This is a genomic window from Oceanospirillum maris DSM 6286 (assembly GCF_000422865.1).
Lineage (GTDB): Bacteria > Pseudomonadota > Gammaproteobacteria > Pseudomonadales > Halomonadaceae > Oceanospirillum > Oceanospirillum maris.
Window position 1 is genome coordinate 27,168 of the sequence record NZ_AUGW01000011.1, and the last position, 21,644, is coordinate 48,811.

Annotated in this window: 17 protein-coding genes; 7 read left to right on the forward strand and 10 right to left on the reverse strand. The window is 45.2% G+C overall.

Features of this window, described 5'->3' with window-relative positions; translation table 11 throughout:
• Window positions 1–12: 12 nt before the first annotated feature.
• Window positions 13–966, reverse strand: a complete 954-nt coding sequence (locus G517_RS0103995) for a LysR family transcriptional regulator (protein WP_028303337.1) — start codon at window positions 964–966, stop codon at window positions 13–15.
• 151 nt (window positions 967–1,117) lie between these two features.
• Here G517_RS0103995 and speB point away from each other — a divergent pair, with 151 nt between their 5' ends.
• Window positions 1,118–2,074 (forward strand): agmatinase, encoded by a 957-nt coding sequence (speB, locus tag G517_RS17665; protein ID WP_051206009.1) that lies wholly within the window; start codon window positions 1,118–1,120, stop codon window positions 2,072–2,074.
• Between the two features lie 48 nt (window positions 2,075–2,122).
• On the opposite strand, the gene G517_RS0104005 is transcribed toward speB, so the two are convergent.
• Complete coding sequence (locus G517_RS0104005) at window positions 2,123–3,475, reverse strand: ferredoxin reductase family protein (RefSeq protein ID WP_028303338.1); 1,353 nt, start codon at window positions 3,473–3,475, stop codon at window positions 2,123–2,125.
• Between the two features lie 301 nt (window positions 3,476–3,776).
• Between G517_RS0104005 and G517_RS0104010 the strand changes: the two genes are divergently transcribed.
• The 3 genes from G517_RS0104010 (at window position 3,777) to alr (ending at window position 8,249) form a co-directional block, all read left to right on the forward strand.
• Window positions 3,777–5,282: an aldehyde dehydrogenase gene (locus G517_RS0104010; RefSeq protein ID WP_028303339.1), complete on the forward strand. Its 1,506-nt coding sequence runs from the start codon at window positions 3,777–3,779 to the stop codon at window positions 5,280–5,282.
• Between the two features lie 514 nt (window positions 5,283–5,796).
• On the forward strand, window positions 5,797–7,050 hold the full coding sequence (locus tag G517_RS0104015) for a D-amino acid dehydrogenase (RefSeq protein ID WP_028303340.1): 1,254 nt from the start codon (window positions 5,797–5,799) through the stop codon (window positions 7,048–7,050).
• Window positions 7,051–7,169: 119 nt separating this feature from the next.
• Entirely contained in the window at window positions 7,170–8,249 is a 1,080-nt protein-coding gene (alr, locus tag G517_RS0104020; protein WP_028303341.1) for an alanine racemase, read from the forward strand.
• 183 nt (window positions 8,250–8,432) lie between these two features.
• Here alr and G517_RS0104025 read toward each other — a convergent pair whose 3' ends face one another.
• From G517_RS0104025 to G517_RS0104050, 6 genes are all read right to left on the reverse strand, one after another.
• Complete coding sequence (locus G517_RS0104025) at window positions 8,433–9,356, reverse strand: DNA ligase (protein WP_084632053.1); 924 nt, start codon at window positions 9,354–9,356, stop codon at window positions 8,433–8,435.
• 178 nt (window positions 9,357–9,534) lie between these two features.
• Window positions 9,535–9,810, reverse strand: a complete 276-nt coding sequence (locus G517_RS0104030; RefSeq protein WP_028303343.1) for a cyd operon YbgE family protein — start codon at window positions 9,808–9,810, stop codon at window positions 9,535–9,537.
• Between the two features lie 130 nt (window positions 9,811–9,940).
• Complete coding sequence (gene cydX / locus G517_RS20415; protein ID WP_028303344.1) at window positions 9,941–10,060, reverse strand: cytochrome bd-I oxidase subunit CydX; 120 nt, start codon at window positions 10,058–10,060, stop codon at window positions 9,941–9,943.
• Window positions 10,061–10,160: 100 nt separating this feature from the next.
• Complete coding sequence (gene cydB, locus G517_RS0104040) at window positions 10,161–11,300, reverse strand: cytochrome d ubiquinol oxidase subunit II (RefSeq protein ID WP_028303345.1); 1,140 nt, start codon at window positions 11,298–11,300, stop codon at window positions 10,161–10,163.
• Window positions 11,297–12,895, reverse strand: a complete 1,599-nt coding sequence (locus G517_RS0104045) for a cytochrome ubiquinol oxidase subunit I (protein WP_028303346.1) — start codon at window positions 12,893–12,895, stop codon at window positions 11,297–11,299. Before G517_RS0104045 ends, cydB begins: the two co-directional genes overlap by 4 nt.
• Window positions 12,892–13,173: a hypothetical protein gene (locus G517_RS0104050; RefSeq protein ID WP_028303347.1), complete on the reverse strand. Its 282-nt coding sequence runs from the start codon at window positions 13,171–13,173 to the stop codon at window positions 12,892–12,894. The genes G517_RS0104045 and G517_RS0104050 overlap by 4 nt, the downstream gene beginning before the upstream one ends.
• 389 nt (window positions 13,174–13,562) lie before the next feature.
• Between G517_RS0104050 and G517_RS0104055 the strand changes: the two genes are divergently transcribed.
• Complete coding sequence (locus G517_RS0104055) at window positions 13,563–14,936, forward strand: sigma-54 interaction domain-containing protein (protein WP_028303348.1); 1,374 nt, start codon at window positions 13,563–13,565, stop codon at window positions 14,934–14,936.
• A 444-nt stretch (window positions 14,937–15,380) separates the two neighbouring features.
• Entirely contained in the window at window positions 15,381–16,613 is a 1,233-nt protein-coding gene (locus G517_RS0104065) for a multidrug effflux MFS transporter (RefSeq protein WP_051206011.1), read from the forward strand.
• A gap of 74 nt (window positions 16,614–16,687) precedes the next feature.
• On the opposite strand, the gene G517_RS0104070 is transcribed toward G517_RS0104065, so the two are convergent.
• Both G517_RS0104070 and G517_RS0104075 read right to left on the reverse strand, forming a co-directional pair.
• On the reverse strand, window positions 16,688–16,939 hold the full coding sequence (locus tag G517_RS0104070; RefSeq protein ID WP_028303350.1) for a hypothetical protein: 252 nt from the start codon (window positions 16,937–16,939) through the stop codon (window positions 16,688–16,690).
• Window positions 16,940–18,778: a Na/Pi cotransporter family protein gene (locus tag G517_RS0104075; protein ID WP_028303351.1), complete on the reverse strand. Its 1,839-nt coding sequence runs from the start codon at window positions 18,776–18,778 to the stop codon at window positions 16,940–16,942.
• Between the two features lie 603 nt (window positions 18,779–19,381).
• Here G517_RS0104075 and G517_RS0104080 point away from each other — a divergent pair.
• Window positions 19,382–21,601 carry an EAL domain-containing protein gene (locus tag G517_RS0104080; protein WP_051206013.1) on the forward strand — a complete coding sequence of 740 codons (2,220 nt, stop codon included), beginning with the start codon at window positions 19,382–19,384 and terminating at the stop codon, window positions 21,599–21,601.
• Window positions 21,602–21,644: the final 43 nt, after the last annotated feature.

Genomic DNA, 21,644 nt, shown 5'->3' on the forward strand with positions numbered 1-21,644 from the left:
TAGCTGGTCTTTTTATACAGGGCTAATATTCTCTTTGCCGCTGGTTGCTAACAGTTGATCACCGAAATGCTGTACCTGTTGTTGTAACCAAATTCGGCCGGGTTCTTTCGCAAATAATGGGTGATAAATCTGCGTCATCTGCACACTGGGCAGCCCTTCTGGGGGCTGTACTAAGCGTACCGGTAGCATCTCACTGAACAGTAACCCCATCTGATAGGGTAGAGTCATAATTGCCTGGCTTTGGGCAACGATCTTGGCTGCAGCCATATAATTCACGGTGCGAGCGATGGCGCGACGGCTAAGTTTTCTTTCAGCCAACCAATGATCAATCGCGTTGGCATTACTCCCTGCTAGATCAGAAAACACGATATGGGGTCGCTGAATATAGTCCTCTAAACTCAACTGTTTTAGGTGGGTCTCATTGTCCTTAGCTAATAGGCAAATTTGTTGTTCTGTTATCCAGCTTTGAGCTTCAAGATGGCTCGGTATGGATTCGCAAATATCCATTCCCACCACTAGGTCAACGGCTCCTGTTTCCAAATCAGACAGAAAGGCATCATCAATAATCATGCGGGCTTCTATCGTGATATTGGGGGCTATAACCTGAAAATAACTCATCATCTGTGGAAAAACGGCCGCCTCAAAGTAGTCTGTACAAGCGATCACAAAGTCCCGTTGGCTGTTCTCTGGTGCAAAGGCATTTGGTGGCGCTAGGCTGCGCTCTATTTGGCGCAGGGCGTTGCGCACTTCTGGTAACATTTCAAGGGCGCGAGGGGTGGGTTGTAATCCATTTTCGGTGCGAATCAGAAGGGGGTCATCCAGCTGCTCTCTCAATCTATTTAGAGCATGGCTCATGGCGGACTGGCTGAGAAAAACTTTTTCAGCAGCACGACTGACGTGGCGTTCGGTGATGAGCGCTTCAAATAAAACCAGTAAATTGAGATCAAATTGACGTAACGAATTCATCGTATACCCTGGTCATAGCTTATTGGTATTAATTTTATGCATAGGTCTATTATAACTATGCGTTTCACTAATTATTTTTGCAAGCCTAAGCTAGCGTTAAGTGTAATGAACGCAATAAAGCGATCAGAATTTAAGTTTAGGAGTACAGGTTATGACGACCACCGCCGCCGCTCTTCATGCAGGCCATGTTGCGAATGCCGATCTTCCTCTTTACGGCGAACTGGGCATGACCTTTATGCAGTTTCCTTTGGAGCGAGATATTCCCGCATCAACGGCTGATGTTGTGGTCAGTGGTGTTCCCTTTGATATGGCAACATCAGGACGCTCAGGTTCTCGTTTAGGGCCTCAGGCGATACGTCAAACATCTGCGAACCTAATTTGGGAAGGGGCACGGTGGCCTTGGACTTTCGCTTTAGATGATCATCTTGCCGTGACTGATAGCGGCAATGTGCGCTTTAAGCATGGCGAACCACAAACCATGGTTGATGCTTTAGAGGTTCATATTGGTAACATTTTAGCGTCTGGAAAAAGCGCCCTTACTTTTGGTGGCGATCACTTTATTTCGCTGCCGATATTGCGCGCTTATGCGAAAAAATACGGCCCTGTTGCCTTGATTCATGTAGATGCCCATACGGATACCTACTCAGGTGGTAGTCAGTATGACCACGGCACGATTTTCCATCGTGCGGTAGAAGAAGGGTTAATTGATACCGAGCACTCGATTCAGATCGGTATCCGTACCGCTTATACCTATGAGGGCCATCCGTTTGAAGTGTTAGATGCCGCTTGGGTTGGTGATCATGGCCCTCATGCCGTATTGGAAAAAATACGTCAGCGTGTGGGGGATAAGCCAGTTTATTTAAGCTTTGATATTGACGGTATAGACCCTGCTTTTGCGCCGGGTACAGGGACACCTGTCGCCGCGGGTATCAGTATTGATTGCGCCCTAAAAATGGTACGAGGGCTACAGGGGCTTGATCTTATTGGTATGGATTTGGTTGAAGTGGCACCCGTGTATGATCATGCGGAAATCACTGCACTGGCAGCGGCCACCTTGTCGCTAGAGTACCTCTATGTACTGGCGGCCAATAAGCAAGCGGCTAAGTGATAGCCGCCTGCGGGTAAAATAGAAAGCCAGTATTCACTCTAGCGACGCTTAACGCATCTCAAATAGCTCTTGATGAATTTGATGGTTTGATAGGCCGAAGTGCCGGAAATCTTTTCTCAGACTTTTACCAAAAGCCTTGGGGCCGCAAAACCAAATACTGGATTGACTCCAGCCAACAATTTGGTCTCGTACTCGGTCTGCACTTAAGCGGCCATCAAGAGAGCTTATGGTGAGGTATAGGTTGACTCCGGCTGTTTTCGCCAGTAAATCAACCTTCCGAATAAGGTCGGGGTTTGGTTTCTCAAGGCAAAAGAAGAGGTCGATACGGCGACCATTTTGAATGTGTTTCTGCTTGTTTCTCTGTATAAGGAACTCTAACCGAGCGATAAAGGGCGTAATGCCAATACCTGCAGCGACCCAGATCTGTTGGTTGCTCTTATCATCAAAATCAAAGCAGCCGTAGGGGCCTTCTATTGTTACCTCGGTGCCAATTTTTAGTCGAGTTTTAAGCTGCTGCGTCCAGTCGCCTAACTCTTTGATCATAAAGGTCAACTGTGACTCTTTAGGGTTCCATGCGGAGGCAATGGTGTAAGGGTGCGGGCCTTCTTTAGCATTTGAGGTAACAAAGGCAAACTGTCCAGCTTTATGTCCTTGCCACTGTTTGGATGGATCAAGTTTGATCTGACCTTCAAGGGTGTTTTGATAATGCTTAATATGAGCGATTTTACCTTTGACGATCCGCTTGGAGCCTACTTCTCCTGTTAACAGCCATATCCCAGAGATGCTTCCGCTGACTAAAAGTAGCATAGAAACCCAGCCAATCGGTTGTGACCAGTAATCGTAATTCATCAAAACAACGCTATGGAAAACCAGGAATAAATAGGCAATAGCAATCCAAATATGAGTTTTACGAAACAGGCGATATGGAAAACGCTTCACTAGAGCCAGCACAATAAATAGCACGATGGCATAAAATGCCCACTCCCCTATATCTTCCGCCAGACCACGTTGGCTATTTAGCCAGTCCTGTAGAGGAGGTAACACCTGTTCGCTACGGGGGTTGCGCTCTGGTTTTGTCAGCCAGCCCCAGCCCACCATCCATTTTGTACCTTTAGCCATCCACCAGTGCAGTGACCCCATCACCAGTGCCGTAATGCCTAGCCATTTGTGCAGACGGTAAGCTTTATCTAAGCCGCCTAGAAAAGGTTCCAGCCAAGTAGGGCGAGTTGCTAAAATCATCGCCAAGCTCATTACCCCAATAGCCATTACCCCAGAGTATTGCGTAAAAACATGTCGGAATGAGAAATAAGTTAAAGGCTCGGGCAGGAAGGTATCTGCCATTAGCCAGCTAACTGTTAATACCGCCAATAGGCTCCAAAATGCTGTTTTATATCGATCCATAATGACAAAACCTGTGAAATGACTGAAATAGAAGGGCTTGAGACTCTGTTATTGCTTAATTCTGGCTAGATTAAATATTCTCGATTTTTAAGATTAAAATACCCTTAAAAAAGAAAATTGTCAGTCACATTTAACAGAGTGATTAATTAGAGATTATTTTAGAAGTAAGGTTTGATGCAGTAGGCTTTTTCCTCTATCCCTTGAGGGGTATAGCTCTTGCCATCACCCCTTTCTAAACTGGCTAATATCAAAGAAAAGATCTTATGATCTGAACTGAACCAAATTTAAGCTGAGGTAGACAATGACAGTTAAAGCACCTGCGACCCATAACGAGTGGTTTGAACTCAGTAAAATGCTAACCCTGCATGGTCAGGCGTATATCAATGGACAGTTTTGTGATGCTGAAAGTGGCGAGACGTTTACCAGCATTAATCCGGCGACAGAGGCACATCTGGTTGATGTAGCCAGTTGCGATAAGGCTGATATTGATAAGGCAGTTGCTTCTGCGCTAACGGCCTATCGCAGCGGAGAGTGGGCTGAAGCCTCTCCCAAACATCGTAAAAATGTATTGTTAAAACTGGCGGCTTTAGTTGAGCAACACCAGCACGAGTTTGCTCTGCTGGATACCTTGGATATGGGGAAATCGATCTCTGAGATGATGGCCATTGATGTGCCGGACACGATCGATTGCATCCGCTGGACAGCAGAGTGCATCGACAAGGTGTATGGTGAGATTGCACCAACGGCGCCGGGCTCTCTGGCACTGATTAGCCGTGAGCCTGTAGGTGTTGTGGCGGCTATTACGCCGTGGAACTATCCGTTGATGATGGTCAGCTGGAAGATCGCTCCAGCCTTGGCTGCGGGTAATAGCGTTGTCTTGAAACCCTCTGAGAAAACGAGCCTAAGTGCCCTGCGCTTAGCTCAGTTGGCTACCGAGGCGGGTATTCCTGATGGCGTATTTAACGTCGTCACTGGTTACGGCCACACCGCTGGTAAAGCTTTAGCCTTGCACCATGATGTACACGTATTGGCCTTTACCGGCTCTACCCGCGTGGCGGGTATGTTAATGGAGTACGCCGGTCAATCGAACATGAAACGGGTTTGGCTAGAAGCCGGTGGTAAATCACCTAACTTGATCTTTGAGGATTGCGACAATATTAAAAAAGCTGCTGCTGGTGCCGCTGCCGCGATCTTCTCTAATCAAGGTGAAGTGTGTATTGCCTGTTCCCGTATCTATGTACAGAAAAGCATCAAAGAAGAGTTTATCGCAGCCTTGGTTAAAGCGGCATCAGGCTATCAGCCCGGTGATCCCCTCGACCCGAATACCAACATGGGGCCGTTGGTTGACAAAATGCAATTGGATACCGTAAGCCGCTATATTCGCTCGGCAATAGAGGAAGGCGGTGATGTGATTCTGGGTGGTGAGCCTGAGTATCAAGACGGAAAAGGTTTCTTTGTTAAGCCAACGATTGTGACCGAAGCCCACAACGGTATGACCTTCGTGAAAGAAGAGATTTTTGGCCCAGTGCTTGCGGTGTGTGATTTTGAGACCGAAGCGGAAGCGATCGAGTTAGCTAATGACTCTCAATACGGTTTAGGTGCGGCTATTTGGACATCAAACCTATCTCGAGCTCACCGAGTAAGTCGTAAAATTCATAGCGGTATGGTCTGGGTAAATACATGGGGTGAAGGTGATACCACGGTTCCATTTGGTGGCGTAAAAGCATCTGGTAACGGACGAGATAAATCCCTGCACGCCTTGGATAAATACTCTGAGATTAAAAATGTCTGGATCAATATCGACTAAATCACCGGTTAATCGAGTAACCCTCGTACCATAAATTAACCTGAGTGTTCTGTTCATGCTCATACCAAGAAACCTCACTCCCGTGGGATCTTCTTGGCCTTAGCACCCTCTAGCATCTTTTGGGTGCTTTTTTATCTCAATCAGGTTAAGTTGCAAGGTACCTTCCAGCTTAATATTCGCCTATCTCTATTTTTCCTTCTGGTTTGGCTTTCTCCTTATTTTTTACTACCTAACTCTTTTAACCTATTGATAATAAAGAGAATATATCTATTAAAAGGTGCATGATCTGCTCTGCTGTTTTTTTTGGTGTATTTAACCTAAAAAACATAAAACTAATAGTTGTTTTTGCTTTTTATGTGGCTTAAATGAGTGTCATTTTTTGAATGAACTGTAATAGTCTATAGCCATTCGCTGGCATATAGCTGGCGCTATAGAAAAATCATCTGCTTGGCTTCCGCTGAGTATAGAAAACAACCTGTGTTTTAAACCTAAATGCGATGGGGTGGGTACGTCTATGAATATTCTGATTTTGGGCAGCGGTGTTGTGGGTGTAACCACGGCCTACTACTTGGCAAAACAGGGCCATGAGGTAACCGTTGTTGATCGTCAGTCTTCCCCTGCGATGGAAACCAGCCACGCTAACGCAGGGCAGGTTTCTTTTGGTTATTCTACGCCGTGGGCGGCACCGGGCATTCCTTATAAAGCGATGAAATGGCTAACTCAAACCCATGCGCCGCTAAAAATGTCAGCAACCTTAGAGCCATTTCAATATGCGTGGATGACTCAGATGTTAGCTAACTGCACAGAAAGTCGTTATGCGGTGAATAAGTCTCGCATGGTTCGTGTTTCTGAATATTCACGGTTAGCCATTGATGCATTACGTGAAGAAACCGGCATTCGTTATGAAGATCGCCAGCAAGGCCTTACTCAGCTATTCCGTACAGAGAAGCAGGTAGAAGCGGTTCAGCAGGATATTAAAGTGCTGCGTGAATTTGGTGTTGATTTCCAAGAGCTTGATATGGCTGGTGCGATTCAATATGAGCCTGCATTAGATCGCGTAAAAGAAAAATTTGTCGGTGCTTTACGGATGGTTGGCGACCAAACCGGTGATTGTTTTGCTTTTACTAATAAGCTAACCGATCTCTGCAAAGAGATGGGGGTTAAATTTATATTTGATACCGATATTCATGGCTTAGAAGATAATGCAGGTCAAATTACAGGGGTTAAAACATCGATAGGCCTACTGAAAGCCGATCACTATGTTGTGGCGATGGGGAGCTTCTCTAGGCACCTAATGAAACACGTAGGGATTGATCTACCGGTGTATCCGGTTAAAGGCTATTCACTAACGTTGCCGATCACGAATTATGATGCCGCCCCCGTTTCGACCATTATGGATGAAACCTATAAAGTTGCCATTACACGCTTTGATGACCGCATTCGTGTCGCCGGAACAGCAGAGTTATCAGGCTATAATCTTGATCTGCCTGAGAAGCGTCGCGCTACTATTGCTATGGTTGTTTCTGATGTTTTCCCTGACGGCGGTGATGTAGAAAAAGCGGAATTCTGGACAGGACTGCGACCTATGACGCCTGATGGTACGCCGATTATTGGTAAGACCAAGTTTTCTAATCTGTCGTTAAATACCGGTCACGGTACTTTGGGTTGGACCATGTCCTGTGGCTCTTCTCGTTTACTGGCGGACTTGATTTCAGGGAATACACCTGAGATAGACCCAACAGATCTAGATGTGGCTCGTTACCGCTAAAATAACGAATATAATTCACCGATAGTCGCTTTGCGTGTAAAGGAAGAGGCTATCGGCTGATAAATCAAGCATTGTTAATGACTTAAATCTTATTCCTGAACACATACGGAGACCTGCTCATGGCTCGGGCTGCTCAAGCGGTTATTGATCTGGCTGCATTAAAACATAATTATCTATTGGCTAAAGAGCTGGCCTCAGGCCGTAAAGCAGTTGCCATTATTAAGGCGAACGCTTACGGGCATGGTGCTATTGAAGCCGCACATTATTTATCTGATGTTGCCGATGCGTTTGGTGTTGCTTGTATTGAGGAAGCCCTGCAACTGGCTGAGTCCGGTATTGAGCCGCCGATTGTTTTGCTGGAAGGTTTTTTTACAGCGGATGAATTAGAGCCGATCAACCGCTATCGAATGATGACGGCTGTACACAGTGAATGGCAGTTGGATGCATTAGAACAGTATGCTTTTTCGCAGCCGTTGCCGGTGTTGATTAAGTTTGATTCTGGTATGCACCGCTTAGGCTTTGATGCCGAGGGTTTTGCTAAGGCTGTTGCCCGCTTGCAGAAACTGGATCATATCTCTGACGTGATCGCGATGACACACTTTGCCTGTGCCGATGAGCTGGAATCCGATTACACTCAGCAGCAGATTAAGAACTTTCATCATGCCTGTGATCGTTTTGACATCGCCCATTGTATGGCGAACTCCGCAGGAACATTGCATTGGCCTGAAACCCATGGTGATTGGGTTCGTCCTGGTATTATGCTTTATGGCGCATCTCCTTTAGATCAAGACACGGCTAATGCCGCACGTTTAGAGACAGTGATGACACTAAGCTCTGAACTTATAGCGATTCGGGAATTACCAAAAGGTGAGTCCGTCGGTTATGGTCGCCGTTTTATTACCGAAAATCCTACGCGGGTTGGTGTTGTCGCCATGGGATATGCGGATGGTTATCCGCGCCATGCGGTTGATGGAACCCCCGTCGCGGTAAATGGCAAGATGACGCGTATTATCGGTAAGGTTTCTATGGATATGATGACCGTTGATCTCTCTGATCAGCCTGATGCAAAAGTGGGTGATCCTGTTGAGCTATGGGGGAATCAAGTGGACGTTAATCAAGTTGCAGCGTGTGCTGATACCATCTCGTATACCCTGTTTACTGGTATTACAACGCGAGTGCCTCGGGTTTATAAAAAATAGTTTATTGAATAGCTTAATCGCTGTTTAACAGTGGGCTATCGTACACGATCCTACCTACTATACATGGCCCTACTAACTACTAGGGTTCTGCTGAACGACTGAACAAGCAAAGCCGCTGTCTCTTAAACCGAGGCAGCGGCATTTTTATATGTTGATGGTGTTCTATTGAATCCGGCGAGATGGCTAATCAGGTCGTATACGCATAAAGCGAGCAAACCGTGGTAAGCCTGTTGCTGTTGATCCATTAAAACGATAAGTGATGGTGCTGCCAATGGGTGGCGGTGATTGCCGTTCTTCCCGGCTGAATCCTGAGCCAATCTTCATCTCTCGACCGTTCGCTAACCGCACCCGTAATGCTCCCATCATATTTTGATATTGCCCTTTGCCTTGGGTATAGCCTAAAACCACGGCTTCAGCATCCTCGTAGAGTTTAACTTTCAAGAGGTCATCAGAGCGTCCCACTTGATGTAGTGCGCTGCCTCGGTGGAGCATCAAACCTTCTGCTCCAGCATCGGTTAGTTGTTGAAGATAGATGTTAAGCGCCTGTCGGCTGGGGAGCTTTTTCTGTTCAACCGGTTGCAGCCAAGGGCGTCCGATCTGTTCGCACAGATGCTGAATATCTGCATAACGCTGATCAAAAGGCGTGAGTTGTTCCGGTAGATCAAAGATACGGTATTGTACTTTGCTCCATTCTTGCTCATCAGGGTTTTGTTGGCGTACTAAGCCTGATAGTTCTGCAAAGCGCCTGCGGCCTAACCATAACTCCCCATCAAGGGCGACTTTGGGTAGGGCGGCCAGAAAAGATGTTGGTGCATGAATAATATGCCCGCGCCGCGTTTTTAGCTGCTGACCATCCCAGAAGGCTCGGACGCCATCAAGTTTCTCGCTAACCCAGTAATCGCTAATGTTATCCTGTTGCTGATAATGCTTAGCTAACATCAATGGCAAGACTTCTGCGACACCATGATGACTTGCCGCTGCAAAATTAGGCAGCAATAAGCTGCTGACACCTAGGCTAAGCCATAACGGGTTTAACACTCGGGTTATATTGATGGGTAGCGCCGCTCTTAAGTATAAGCACTGCTGGCCTATTGACGGTTTTGCCATGATCACATCCTCCTTGAGTGATTATTGAATGTTTATTCCCTTTCAAGCTAGATCCTATAACGTAAACCTGCAAGGGTGTGCTGCCATTTTTTTGATAATGATCTATTTAATATGGCAGCGACGGAAGGCTTGACGGGGTGGGCAGGGCGATATGTGAAAAAGACAACAGTTCAAAAAATTACGACAGAAATTGGACAAGACCGTAACCCATCAGAGCCCAAGCTATCATCGGATTAAATAGCAGTCGCCAAAGGTTGCCTTTTGGTTCAAAGCCGACACCATGAATAAAGCCTGCACTAACGGCCCACATAAAAAGAGTGAATAGACCATGATCCACTTCGTGAATCGATTCCGCAATAAGCTTAGGGTAGGCTGTTAGCACTACGCTAATAATAATAGCGCTGATAAGAGAAAGCCCTTGGCTCCAATATGACCTGGGATAGGGGATTAACATCTAAGTTACCTACTGGCTCAATTTTAGCGATGTAATGGTTCAATTTAAGAAAGCCCCTGACCGACGACCCTTTTTGCAGGTCTGCGTTATTACGCATTGATCAGAGGCTTCTTTGATATCAGTGTAAGGCTTAGCCCTGTGGCTGGTCGTTATCCAAATCGAAATCGGGATCAGATTCTAGCCACATCGCATTGATAATGCCGAATGAAATAGCCAGAAGCACACCCAGAATCCAAGCAAAATACCACATAATCAATCTCCTTTTTAGCAGGTTAACCATCAACTCATTACCTATAGATAAGGCGCTATACTCTTGATGGGAAACCTGCTCGGATAAATAAAGCTTTAAATTAATAAGAAAGCGGGTTGCCTTCAATCTGCTTGCTCGTCACACGGCCCCACATCACTCGATATGTCCAAAGGGTATAAAGCAAAATGATGGGTACAAAAATCATTGCGGCGATAAACATAACGTTCAAGGTTAAGTGGCTAGACGCTGCATCCCAAAGAGTTAAGCTACTATTCGGGCTTGTCATTGATGGTAATACAAACGGGAATAATGAGAATGCTGCTGTGCTGATGATTGCCGTCATCGTTAGGCTGTTACAGGCAAATGCCAAACCAGAGCGGCGAGCTTTTACCAGTAATAGCGTGAGCAAACCCATAACAAATCCCGCCACAGGAGCGGCTATCATCCAGCTATAGGTGGCGTAGTTTGAAAGCCAAGCCCCATCCACAATACTCACCTGCTTGCTTAAAGGATTCGGCATCGCATCTTTCGCCGGCATCATATCGATATGTAAGCCTGGCATACCTTGCAGCAGCATAAGACCCGCACCAGCAAAGGCAGCAAGCATGATGATAAGTGCAATGATACCTGCTCGACCTGCGCGATCAGCAATTGGTTGGTCGGCGCGCATCTGTAGCCAAATAGCCCCATGAGCTGTAAGCATAGATAAACTTACCACACCACAAAGCAAAGCAAAGGGGTGGAATAGGCCAAAGAAACTACCGGTATAATTAGGGCGTAAAAAATCATCCAGATAAAAGTCGACGCCCAATAAAAGATTACCAAAAGCCACGCCAAAAACTAACGCAGGTACGGAGCCACTAATAAATAAACCCCAGTCCCAAGTGCTTCTCCAGCGTGGATCTGCAATTTTACTGCGGTAGTCAAAGCCTACTGGTCGAAAGAAAAGAGCAAACAACACCAGCATCATCGCAAAGTAAAAACTGGAAAATGCCACCGCATAAACTGCAGGCCATGCCGCAAAGAGCGCGCCGCCAGCGGTAATAAACCAAACCTGATTACCATCCCAGTGGGGGCCAACGGTATTAATGATAATACGGCGTTCTGTATCTGTTTTACCCAGAAAAGGCAGTAATACGCAGGCACCCATATCAAAGCCATCGGTGATCATAAAGCCGACGAGTAATACGCCAACCAATATCCACCAGACTAGCTTGAGCGTTTCATAATCCATAATCATACCGCACCTCCTTCAGATGGAACCTGATGAGACTTGTTATCAGTGCTTTTCTCTTCAAAATGATATCGACCTGTATGCAGCGCACTGGGGCCAAGGCGTGCAAACTTAAACATCAAGTACATCTCAATCACGAGCAGCAGTGTATAGAAAGAAACCAGAGCACCAATGCTGATATAGAGATTGCTGGCCTCAAGGGTTGAGGTACTTAGGTGCGTTGGTAAAATTTCACCAATCGACCAAGGTTGACGGCCATATTCTGCGACAACCCAACCGGTTTCAGCGGCAATCCAAGGTAAGGGTAGCGCCCAAACAATGGCTTTTAAGAAACGCGGCTTGCTTTCCAGTTTACGGGTGGCGTTAAAGTAGAAGGCCAGCGCGAAGATTAGCAGCATGGTAAAGCCACTGGCGACCATAATACGGAAGCTCCAGAAAAGCGGCGTAACGTTAGGAATCGTATCCTGGGCTGCCAATTTTATCTGTTCTTCGGTAGCATCAATCACATTCTCGGTATAGCGTTTTAGCAGGAGGCCATAACCTAGGTCTTTTTTGACCGCTTCGAAGGCGGCGATCGTTACCTCATCGGTTTGGCCGGCACGCAGTTTTGTCAGTAGATCATAGGCGATCATACCGTTACGAATGCGGATCTCGTGTGCGATAATAAGATCTTTAATGCCGGTCACTTGGCCATCTAGAGAGCGGGTCGCAATCAAACCTAGGGCATAAGGAATTTTAACGGCATAATCAGTGGTCATGGTTTCCTGATTAGGAATGCCAAATAGAGTAAATGACGCTGGAGCAGGGTGTGTATCCCACTCGGCTTCTACGGCGGCTAGCTTGGTTCTTTGAACATCACCTAGCTCATAACCGGACTCATCGCCGAGTACAATGACCGATAGAATAGAAGCCAAGCCAAAGGCAGATGCGATGGCGAATGAGCGGCGAGCAAACGGTAGATCACGCTTTTTCAGCAGATAATAGGCACTGATGCTCAGTACAAACATAGAGCCTGTGACATAACCGGCTGCAACTGTGTGTACAAATTTCACTTGAGCAACGGGGTTAAATACCAGATCGGCGAAGCTGGTCATCTCCATGCGCATAGTTTCGTAGCTAAATTCTGCACCGACTGGATTTTGCATCCAACCATTGGCGATTAAAATCCAAAGGGCCGATAGATTCGAACCTAAGGCCATTAGGAATGTCACCATTAGATGGCGGCGAGGGGATAATCGATCCCAGCCAAAGAAGAATAGGCCGATAAAGGTGGATTCTAAAAAGAAAGCCATTAAACCTTCAATGGCCAATGGCGCACCAAAGACATCACCCACATAATGCGAGTAATAAGCCCAGTTAGTGCCGAACTGGAACTCCATTGTTAGGCCCGTGGTTACCCCTAAGGCAAAGTTAATCCCGAAGAGTTTGCCCCAAAACTGGGTCATGTCTTTGTAGACCTGCTTACGGGTCATCACATAGACAGATTCCATAATGACCAGTAAAAAGGCTAAGCCTAAGGTCAGGGGGACAAAGATAAAGTGATACAGCGCGGTTATCGCGAACTGTAACCGGGACAGATCAACAACTTCTTCTGTAATCATGGTGTTTCCCGTGGTGAAGTAATGTCAACGTCTGACGTAGTCGCCATAGATGGATTGGAAGATGCCGGAGCAGATTGAGAGACAGCGTCACGTTGGTTAACAGTGGCCGTCTCTGAAGGCTGCGGAAGCATTCGGGTATTAAGCAGGCGAGCGCCAACATCGCTGTCATTAATGACAGTGGCGGAAGGAACAATAAAGTTGATAATGCCATAGAGCAATATCAGCTTTACCAGAAGTATGAGACTGAGTTCTCGTACTAATTTATGTTTTGCAAACATTGAGTTTTCCCACACAGTTGTGCAAAAACACCGTGTTTGTGAAAACAGCGTATTCCGTTGCATAGCATTCTGATCCTGCAGTGATTGATGGCGACAGCAAGCATCGCCTTCCCAGAACTAACAATCAAAAGTGATACCTTTGACTAGCTTTGTAGCAAGGTTTATGCCTGTTTCTCTTTTTTTGTATCTTATTGATTTTTATAGGTTTTTTTAAGAGATCGAGACAACTGTTTATTTTTGTTTTTTGTCAGTTGTGACAATACTGTCTTAGTTGTGCCATAACTGACGGCAGTAACGGGGCTCTGATTGAATCATTAATCGCTTGGCTTGGTATTGCATTGCCGAGTTGAATTCTTTCATTAAATTTAAGGACTTTTTAGGAACTCTTAATGACAGATCCAAATCGTTTACCGACAGAGCTGGTTTCGATGTTGCAAAGCTACCCCGATCCCGCTGTTTTATTATCGGCAGATTATCGAATTCTTTCAGCAAATGCAGCATACCGCCAGACCTATGGTGATGTCAGCGTGGCAAAACGTCACTGTTATGAAGTGTCCCATCATTACGACAGGCCCTGTGATCAAATGGGAGAATCCTGTCCGATGCGACAGTGTATGCAAAGCAATAAGGCGCAAAGGGTGTTTCATCTTCACCATACGCCGCAGGGTGAAGAGCATGTTGATGTTGAACTACACCCTGTAGAGGCCGCTGACGGTGAGACCCGTTATTATCTTGAGGTTATGCGCTATAGCAAATTGGCCAGCCCTAGGGCCGGAGGACAAGGATTGATCGGGCGTTCCGTTGCATTTATGGCATCGCTGGCGCTAATTGAGCGGGCCGCACCTAGTGAAACCACCGTTTTACTGTTAGGGGAATCCGGCACGGGTAAGGAACTTATGGCGCAGGCGGTACATCAGGGAAGTCCGCGCAACCAAGGGGCATTTGTACCGGTTGAGTGCTCTGGTTTAACGGAAACGCTATTTGAAAGTGAGTTGTTTGGTCATGAAAAAGGCGCGTTCACTGGTGCCCATAGTCGCAAAACAGGTTTAGTAGAAGCTGCTAGTGGTGGAACACTCTTTCTGGATGAAGTTGGTGATATTCCATTATCACTACAGGTTAAGTTATTGCGTTTATTAGAAACCGGCACTTATCGTCGTGTGGGAGGTATTGAGCCGTTAAAGGCCAACTTCCGTTTAGTGTGCGCAACGCATCGTAATCTTGAGCAGCAAGTGGAGAAGGGGGCGTTCCGCATGGATCTTTATTATCGGATTAATGCTTTCCCTGTGGTTTTACCATCATTGCGTGAGCGGATGGTGGATATTCCGCTTTTGGTTGAAAGTCTGTTACCTCAGTTTGCCAAGGGGCGAGATATTCAGGTTACGCCGGATGCGATGACATTGCTTGAGCGTTACTCTTTTCCTGGCAATATTCGAGAACTGCGTAATATTTTAGAGCGTGCTTGCTTATTGGTTGATGATCACTGGATTGAAGAGAAGCATCTACCCGATACTTGCCAAAATACAGGCCATGTAAGTGCTGGCGCTGCTATTGATGGCGGAATTAGCCTTGATCGAGGAGAAGATAAAAACCGCTTTGAGCAGGCTTTTTATGAGAACCGTATTCTGCCTATTGATGAATTAGAGTCCGCCTATCTGGAGTGGGCTTTGCATCAATTAAAAGGTGACAAAGCCATGTTAGCGAGGCTGTTACAGGTTAGTGAACGCACGTTATACCGTAAGCTCAAACAGGCCAAAGCCTATTAAGCTTTTCCCAGCAAACGCATTCCCATAACACCGATCAGTGCTAAGGAGATAACGACTAACACTATTTTCTGCATAAAAGGATTGTTACCCAAAATAGTAGCTCCTAAAAAATATTGATATAGAGGGGTATCACCGCTGTCTGCTTATTTTAAAAAATAAGCGGTCATGATTCCCATCATTTATTGAATTTGCAGCTTATCCGAACATTGAGGATGGGTAAACCGCACATTAAGCCTGACAACGTGCGTTTAGTTTTCGCCAAAATGCTAGATATTTTTCCTACTCATAACCGCAAGCGCGTTACCGATGAGCACTAAACAGTTCGTGCTTTATGAATAATTATTGCTTGGGCGCATTTTCAGTCGAGCTGCTAAAATACGCGCCTCTGCATCTGTTTTCCTTAGGGCGCAAAGCCCGTTGTGTTTTCTTATTTATAGGTTTTCTATGACCCCTCATTCTTCTGGTGAAGCTTCTGCTTCTGACTTTAAGCCTTCGTTTGCTGAGTTTATTGCATTATTAGCATTGCTCATGTCGATGGTTGCCCTTGCGATTGATGCCGTACTGCCTGCGATGAGTGCGATCGGGGATGATTTTGCCGTTAAAGATGTGAAAGATTTACAGTGGATTGTGGTGGCACTTTTCGGTGGTCTAGCATTTGGTCAGATCGCCTACGGCCCAATATCAGATGCGGTAGGGCGCAAACCTTCAATTTATCTTGGCTTACTGATTTTCTTGGTCGGTTCGTTAGTTTCTGCTTTTTCATCCAGTTACGAAATGATGCTTGTGGGGCGGTTTATCCAAGGTATTGGGGTCTCTGGGCCTAAGGTTGTGGCTGTTGCTTTGGTTCGCGACCGATATAAAGGACGGGAGATGGCTCGGGTGATGTCTTTTGTGATGGCGGTTTTTATTATTATGCCAGCCCTTGCTCCGAGCATTGGTGCAGCAGTGTTATTTATTGCCGATTGGCGTGGTATTTATGAATTCTTTATTGTACTAACGCTAATCACCTTAGCTTGGTTTGCTCTTCGTCAGCCAGAAACCTTACCTGCGGATCGACGTATAGCAATGTCTGTTGCTACTATTTGGCATAACACTAAGGAGGTCCTCTCGCACAAAGTCACCTTATCTTATATTTTTGGTGCAGGGCTGATTTTTGGGGCGTTTGTGTCTTATCTTTCCACTGCGCAACTGTTGTTTAAAGAGATTTTTCAAGTAGACGCGGCCTTTCCTATCTACTTTGCTGTTTTGGCTCTGTCGGTTGGTTTAGCTTCTTTTATGAATGGACGTTTAGTTATTCGGTACGGTATGACGCTGATTGCTAATCGTGCGCTGATGATGATGTTTTCCTGTGCGGTGATATTTCTAGCGATTTTGAGTGTTATGGATGGCGTTGTACCCTTATGGCTCTTTATGATTTTTGGTGCGCTTGTTTTTAGTTGTATTGGTTTATTATTTGGCAATATGAATGCGTTAGCGATGGAGCCCATGGGACATATTGCAGGGGTTGCATCATCGGTGATTGGCTCTGCGACAACCTTTATTTCAATGTTAATGGGGATGCTTTTTGGGCAAACCTATAATGGCACTTTATATCCATTGTTTACTGCGTTTGCGATATTTTCTTTAAGCGCATGGCTTGTTACCCGCAAGGTGCGGGCAGAGACGAGTAGTGATTGATTGACCGTAAGTGACATAGATTCAAGTCCCCTTCTTTTGAATAAGAAGGGGGGGGTACGAGGGGCTGCGTTTGCCTATTTTTTCTTTTTCAGGCTTTTTAGCATTTTAATACCTTTCTTTCGCTGATTGTAAGCAAGGGCGATCTCTTGCTTAATCTGACGACTTTCTTCAAAGTCATTGCATTCGGTATATTCGTGCTTAAGCTTTTTCTCATGCTTACGCAGTTTTCTAATAATTTTTTTTATCTGAATTTTCTTATCTTTGCGGGCTTCTTCTTCTGACTGAAGCATGACCTCAGCTTTGCGGATAAGCTTTTTTATATTCATTTAAGCATCGCTCCTGTTCCTTTGGGCATTTTTTTGTTGCTCGCGCATCATTTCGCTAAGTTCTTCGTCATCCAATGACAGGCTTTGTTCAATGTTTTTTACCGTTAAATCACTGTGCGAGAATAGAGTCCCGCCCATCATGACGAGCTTGCGAGTGACATCAGAGGCATAACCGCTGTCGTTCATCAAGGATACGGACATAGGGCCATTAATAAGCTTCTGGCGTATTAGGCTACTTAGGCTTTGGTTCAGGTTCTGGTCATACTCTTCCATATCTAATCGAAGGCGATCAAGAGATAAGATGATAGTGGAGTCATTCCCCTTTTTGTTTCTAACCTTGTGTAGCTCTCTTAGCACCGACGCTAGGCGCATTCTGATGGTGTTATATTCATGCTGAATATAAGGGTTCTCGGCTAAAAAATAGCGGGATAAGTTTTTCTGTAGATGCTTGGTATCTTTGATGGCCTCTACAATATCTCGCCCTGCGGCTCTTAGGCGGAAAAGCTCTTCAACTTGGCTGGATGACATCGCGCCTTGATAATCGCTACTGAAATCGACAATGGCCGCATATAGCGATTTCACCGAATCTTGATACTGCTGATCAATGTTGGTGGGGATCACGTTACGAGAGTTAAATATGACCTCTTCTAATGGCTGGCTGCCATGAATATCATCAAGCTTTAAGCTTAAGCCACCTGCAATAATACCTACGGCGTTGTCGTAGAGGTGTAATGTTTCTTGGCGCACTGCCGCAAGTGTTGTTTCAGGTAAGCCTGTTGCCGCTTGATTTAGATAGCGAGGCATTGATGTTTCAGATGCTTTATCATCACGAATAACGCGTTGTAAGAAGCGCACCATTGCAGGTATCACCGGCAACATTAAGGCAACACCAATACTATTAAAGATGGTATGAAAGACAGCCAGTTTTAGTGTGTAGTTATCATTGGCAATGCCGATCATCGCACTTACGCTATCAACCGCTGCTGTTAGCTGATAGATAAATAGAATGGCTACGAAGCCTGTTGTCGCATTAAAGATCAAGTGAGCAATCGCTAGCCTTCTACCTTCAAAATTGGCGCTTAAAGAGCCAATGATCGCGGTAATAGTGGTGCCAACGTTGGCACCAATGGCGAGTGCCAAGGCATTTTCATACGTGATCTGTTGCGCCGACAAAGCGGTGATGATCAGGACTAAGGTGGCATGACTTGATTGCATAACGACCGTTGCAAATAGGCCTATCAGTGTAAAAAGAAATACCCCAGCATAACCTTCAACGGCGTAGGCTGTTAGATCAATAGTATCCTTAAAGGCCTCAAAGCCCTCTTTCATATAATGAATACCAAGGAAAAGAAAACCTAAACCTGCCAGCACATAACCAATGCCTTTTAGTTCTTTGCTTTTTTGGAAGATCAGTAGAATACCAAAGACCAGCATTGGCATGGCATAAGCGGAGATTTTGACTTTTAGCCCAAGGCCTGCAACGAGCCACGCGCCTGTGGTTGTTCCTAGGTTGGCACCAAAAATAATACCAACACCTGCAGTTAACGAGATTAAGCCCGCAGAAAGAAAAGAGATGGTGATAACCGATACCAAGGAACTGGATTGCATCAAAGTTGTGGAAACAACGCCAAAGCTAAGGCTTTTCCAGAGTTTGTTTGTGGTTCTTTTTAGTAGTTTTTCGAGTAAGCCGCCAGTAAAGGCTTTAAAGCCCTCTTCAAGAGCGAGCATACCGAACAGAAAGATGGCTACGCCAGCGGTGATGACTTTAAAGTCAGGGCTCAGCCAAAAGCCGTAACCCAGTACGGCTAAAATGGTAGGGAGAATAATTTTTCGCATCATAAATGGGGCTATCCTTGCGGGCTTGGGCCCATACCCAGAGGTATTAACATGTTGATTTATAGGTGGTGTTTGGCATAACCATAGCAGATAAAGGGCTATGTAACAGTATTGGCTAGAGGGTAAAGGTAGGTTTACGTTATCAAAGTCATTTTTTTGTCACATATCACAGGCAAAAGGAAGATAAGCTTTACATAAAATATCTGGTAGGTTGATTTGTGGGGTGATATTTATAAGAGCCTTGGCTCTAATGTGACAGGCAGTGTCATTAGTTGCAGCCTATAAATGGGTACTGGGGCAAAAGGAAGCATTTTTCTTAAAATATGCGACTTTGTTCAAAAATAAAAAATATTTTTTGAACAAAGACATTGATTGGAATTTGATTCTTTATGTATCTAAATGTTGCTAGAATGTTTCATTCTAATACATAAGTCTACCTAGGTACGCCGATAATCGGTTGGTTTGGTACTGTGATTGCTGTAACGAGTGACTTTTGATGTTTTATCAGGCTTGGCTTTAAATAGGTAACGGTTGATCGTAATAGCTAAAGAGGATGGGGCTTGATGGAAACAGTGATGACAGATGATTACGGAAGGAATTTGCACAATGAGATTAAGTGCTATGCATAAAAGTACTCTAGATGCTGATCTGTGTGCTCGTAGTGGTGCTGACCAAGTGCCGATTACGACGGCAGAGCAAGAGCAAGTCCTTCAGTTCCAGCAGTCTGTTTTTAATGATGTCGTCACTAATAAATCCTGTCAGTCTATTTTAGATAATCTGTGTCTTTTAGCTGAACAGTTACTACCAAACTCCGTTGCTACTTTAATGGTGTATGATTCTGCAGAGAATGCCTTGAGCCTTTTAGCGGCACCGAGTGTTCCTCAAGAGCAACATCAAGCATTGTCGGGTTTGGTGGTTGGGCCTCGTGGTGGCTCCTGTGGTAATGCGATTTTTCGTAATGAACCTATTTTTGTCCGTGATACATTGTCTGATGAACGTTGGGCGGATCTGCGTCATTTAGCCGAAAGCTTTAATCTGCGGGCGTGTTGGTCTATGCCGATACGTAATCCTGAGCAGCAAGCGGTAGGCAGTTTTGCGCTTTCTTCTTTTGAAAATAGAATGCCATCGAGCTTTCATTGCCGAGTTTTGCAGATTGGTGCTGATATGGCCGGTTTGGTTTTAGCGCGTCAGCAGCAAGAAGAAGCGATATCGGAACAGCGCAAGCGCCTTGAATTGCTAGGAAAGGCGATTGAAAGCGCATCGGAAGGGGTTGTTATTACTGATGCCGACAATAACATTATAGAGGTCAATCCCTTTTTTGAGCAGGTTACAGGTTACACCCATGAAGAGGTAATGGGTCGCAATCCGAGCTTTCTTTCTTCAGGATCTCACTCTAAAGACTTTTACCAAAGTATGTGGCAAGAGTTACTGGAGCAAGGGCGCTGGTCTGGTGAGGTGATTAACCAATGCAAAGATGGGCGGCAATGGTCTCAATGGCTTAGCTTGAGTGTGCTGCGTGATGATCGGGGCGTTATTCAAAATTATGTGGGTGTGTTTGCGGACTTAACCGAGATTAAAAGCGAGCGAGACCGTCACGTTGAAGCCCTGAAAACAGATTCGTTAACAGGCTTGCCAAATAAAAATCAACTGCAAGAAGCACTGGATGTTTGTGGTTGTGATAGCGCCCTGTTAGTGCTAAATGTTAATAATTTTAGCCTGATTAATTCAGCCTATGGTTTAGATTTTGCCGACTGTTTACTGGCCGCGATTACGGATCGTTTGAAGATTGTTTTAGAAGGTGCATGCATTTATCGTTTAAATGCCGATGAGTTTGCGGTGCATTATGATGAAGAGGTGTCTTTGCAGGCGGTCTTCAATAAAGTACGTGAAAATTTTTTCTTAAACCAACTTCAAGTAGATAATCTTAGCTTTAACATCAGTTTTTCTTATGGTGGTGCAGTAGGTGCTGACGATCTTATTCGTAAAGCATTACTGGCTTTAAAGAAAGCAAAGGAGGGTGGTCGAGGTCGTTTTTATCAGTATGCTGATCAACGGGATGAGCTTGAGCAGCATCAGCGTCTTGAATATATGCAGTGGAACGCACTGCTACACAGAGCGTTAAATGAAGATTGCTTGGTGCCTTATTTTCAAGGCATTCGAGATAATGATAGTGGCGATATTAATTATTATGAATGCCTGATTCGTATGCAAATTGATGGCAAAGTCTATGGCCCCTATCAATTTCTTCAGCCGGCTAAACTATCTGGTTTGTTGCCGGTAATTACCCGTACGGTGATTGAAAAAAGCTGTCAGGTAATGGCGCATAATCAGTGTGATTTTTCTATCAATATTACAGAAGATGATTTAAGCCATCATTATTTAGAAGAGTATCTTGTACAGCGATGTGAAACATACGGTATCCCGCCTCGTCGAATAACATTAGAGATTCTTGAAGGTGTTAGTGCTGCAGGTAAGAAAAACCATGTGAAGCAGCTAGCTTCTCTTAAGGCACAAGGCTTTCGGTTAGCAATTGACGATTTTGGTACTGAGTATTCCAATTTCGAGCGAATTTTAGAGCTTGATGTGGATATGATAAAAATTGATGCGAAATACATTAAGTCGATTGATACTGATAGCACGAGTTATGAAATTACTCGGGCGATTGTATTTTTTGCACAAAATGCGGGCATTCCTGTGGTGGCTGAATTTGTACACTCGGAGTCGGTGCAACGAGTCGTTGAATCTCTTGGGATTCGTTTTTCTCAAGGTTATCTATTTAGTGAGCCTGCACCTCAGGTTATTGCCTACGTTAAAGCGGAAGATTAAGAAAAAGACGGTTTCACTTCTTTCCTCTTTCTGCTATTCGTTT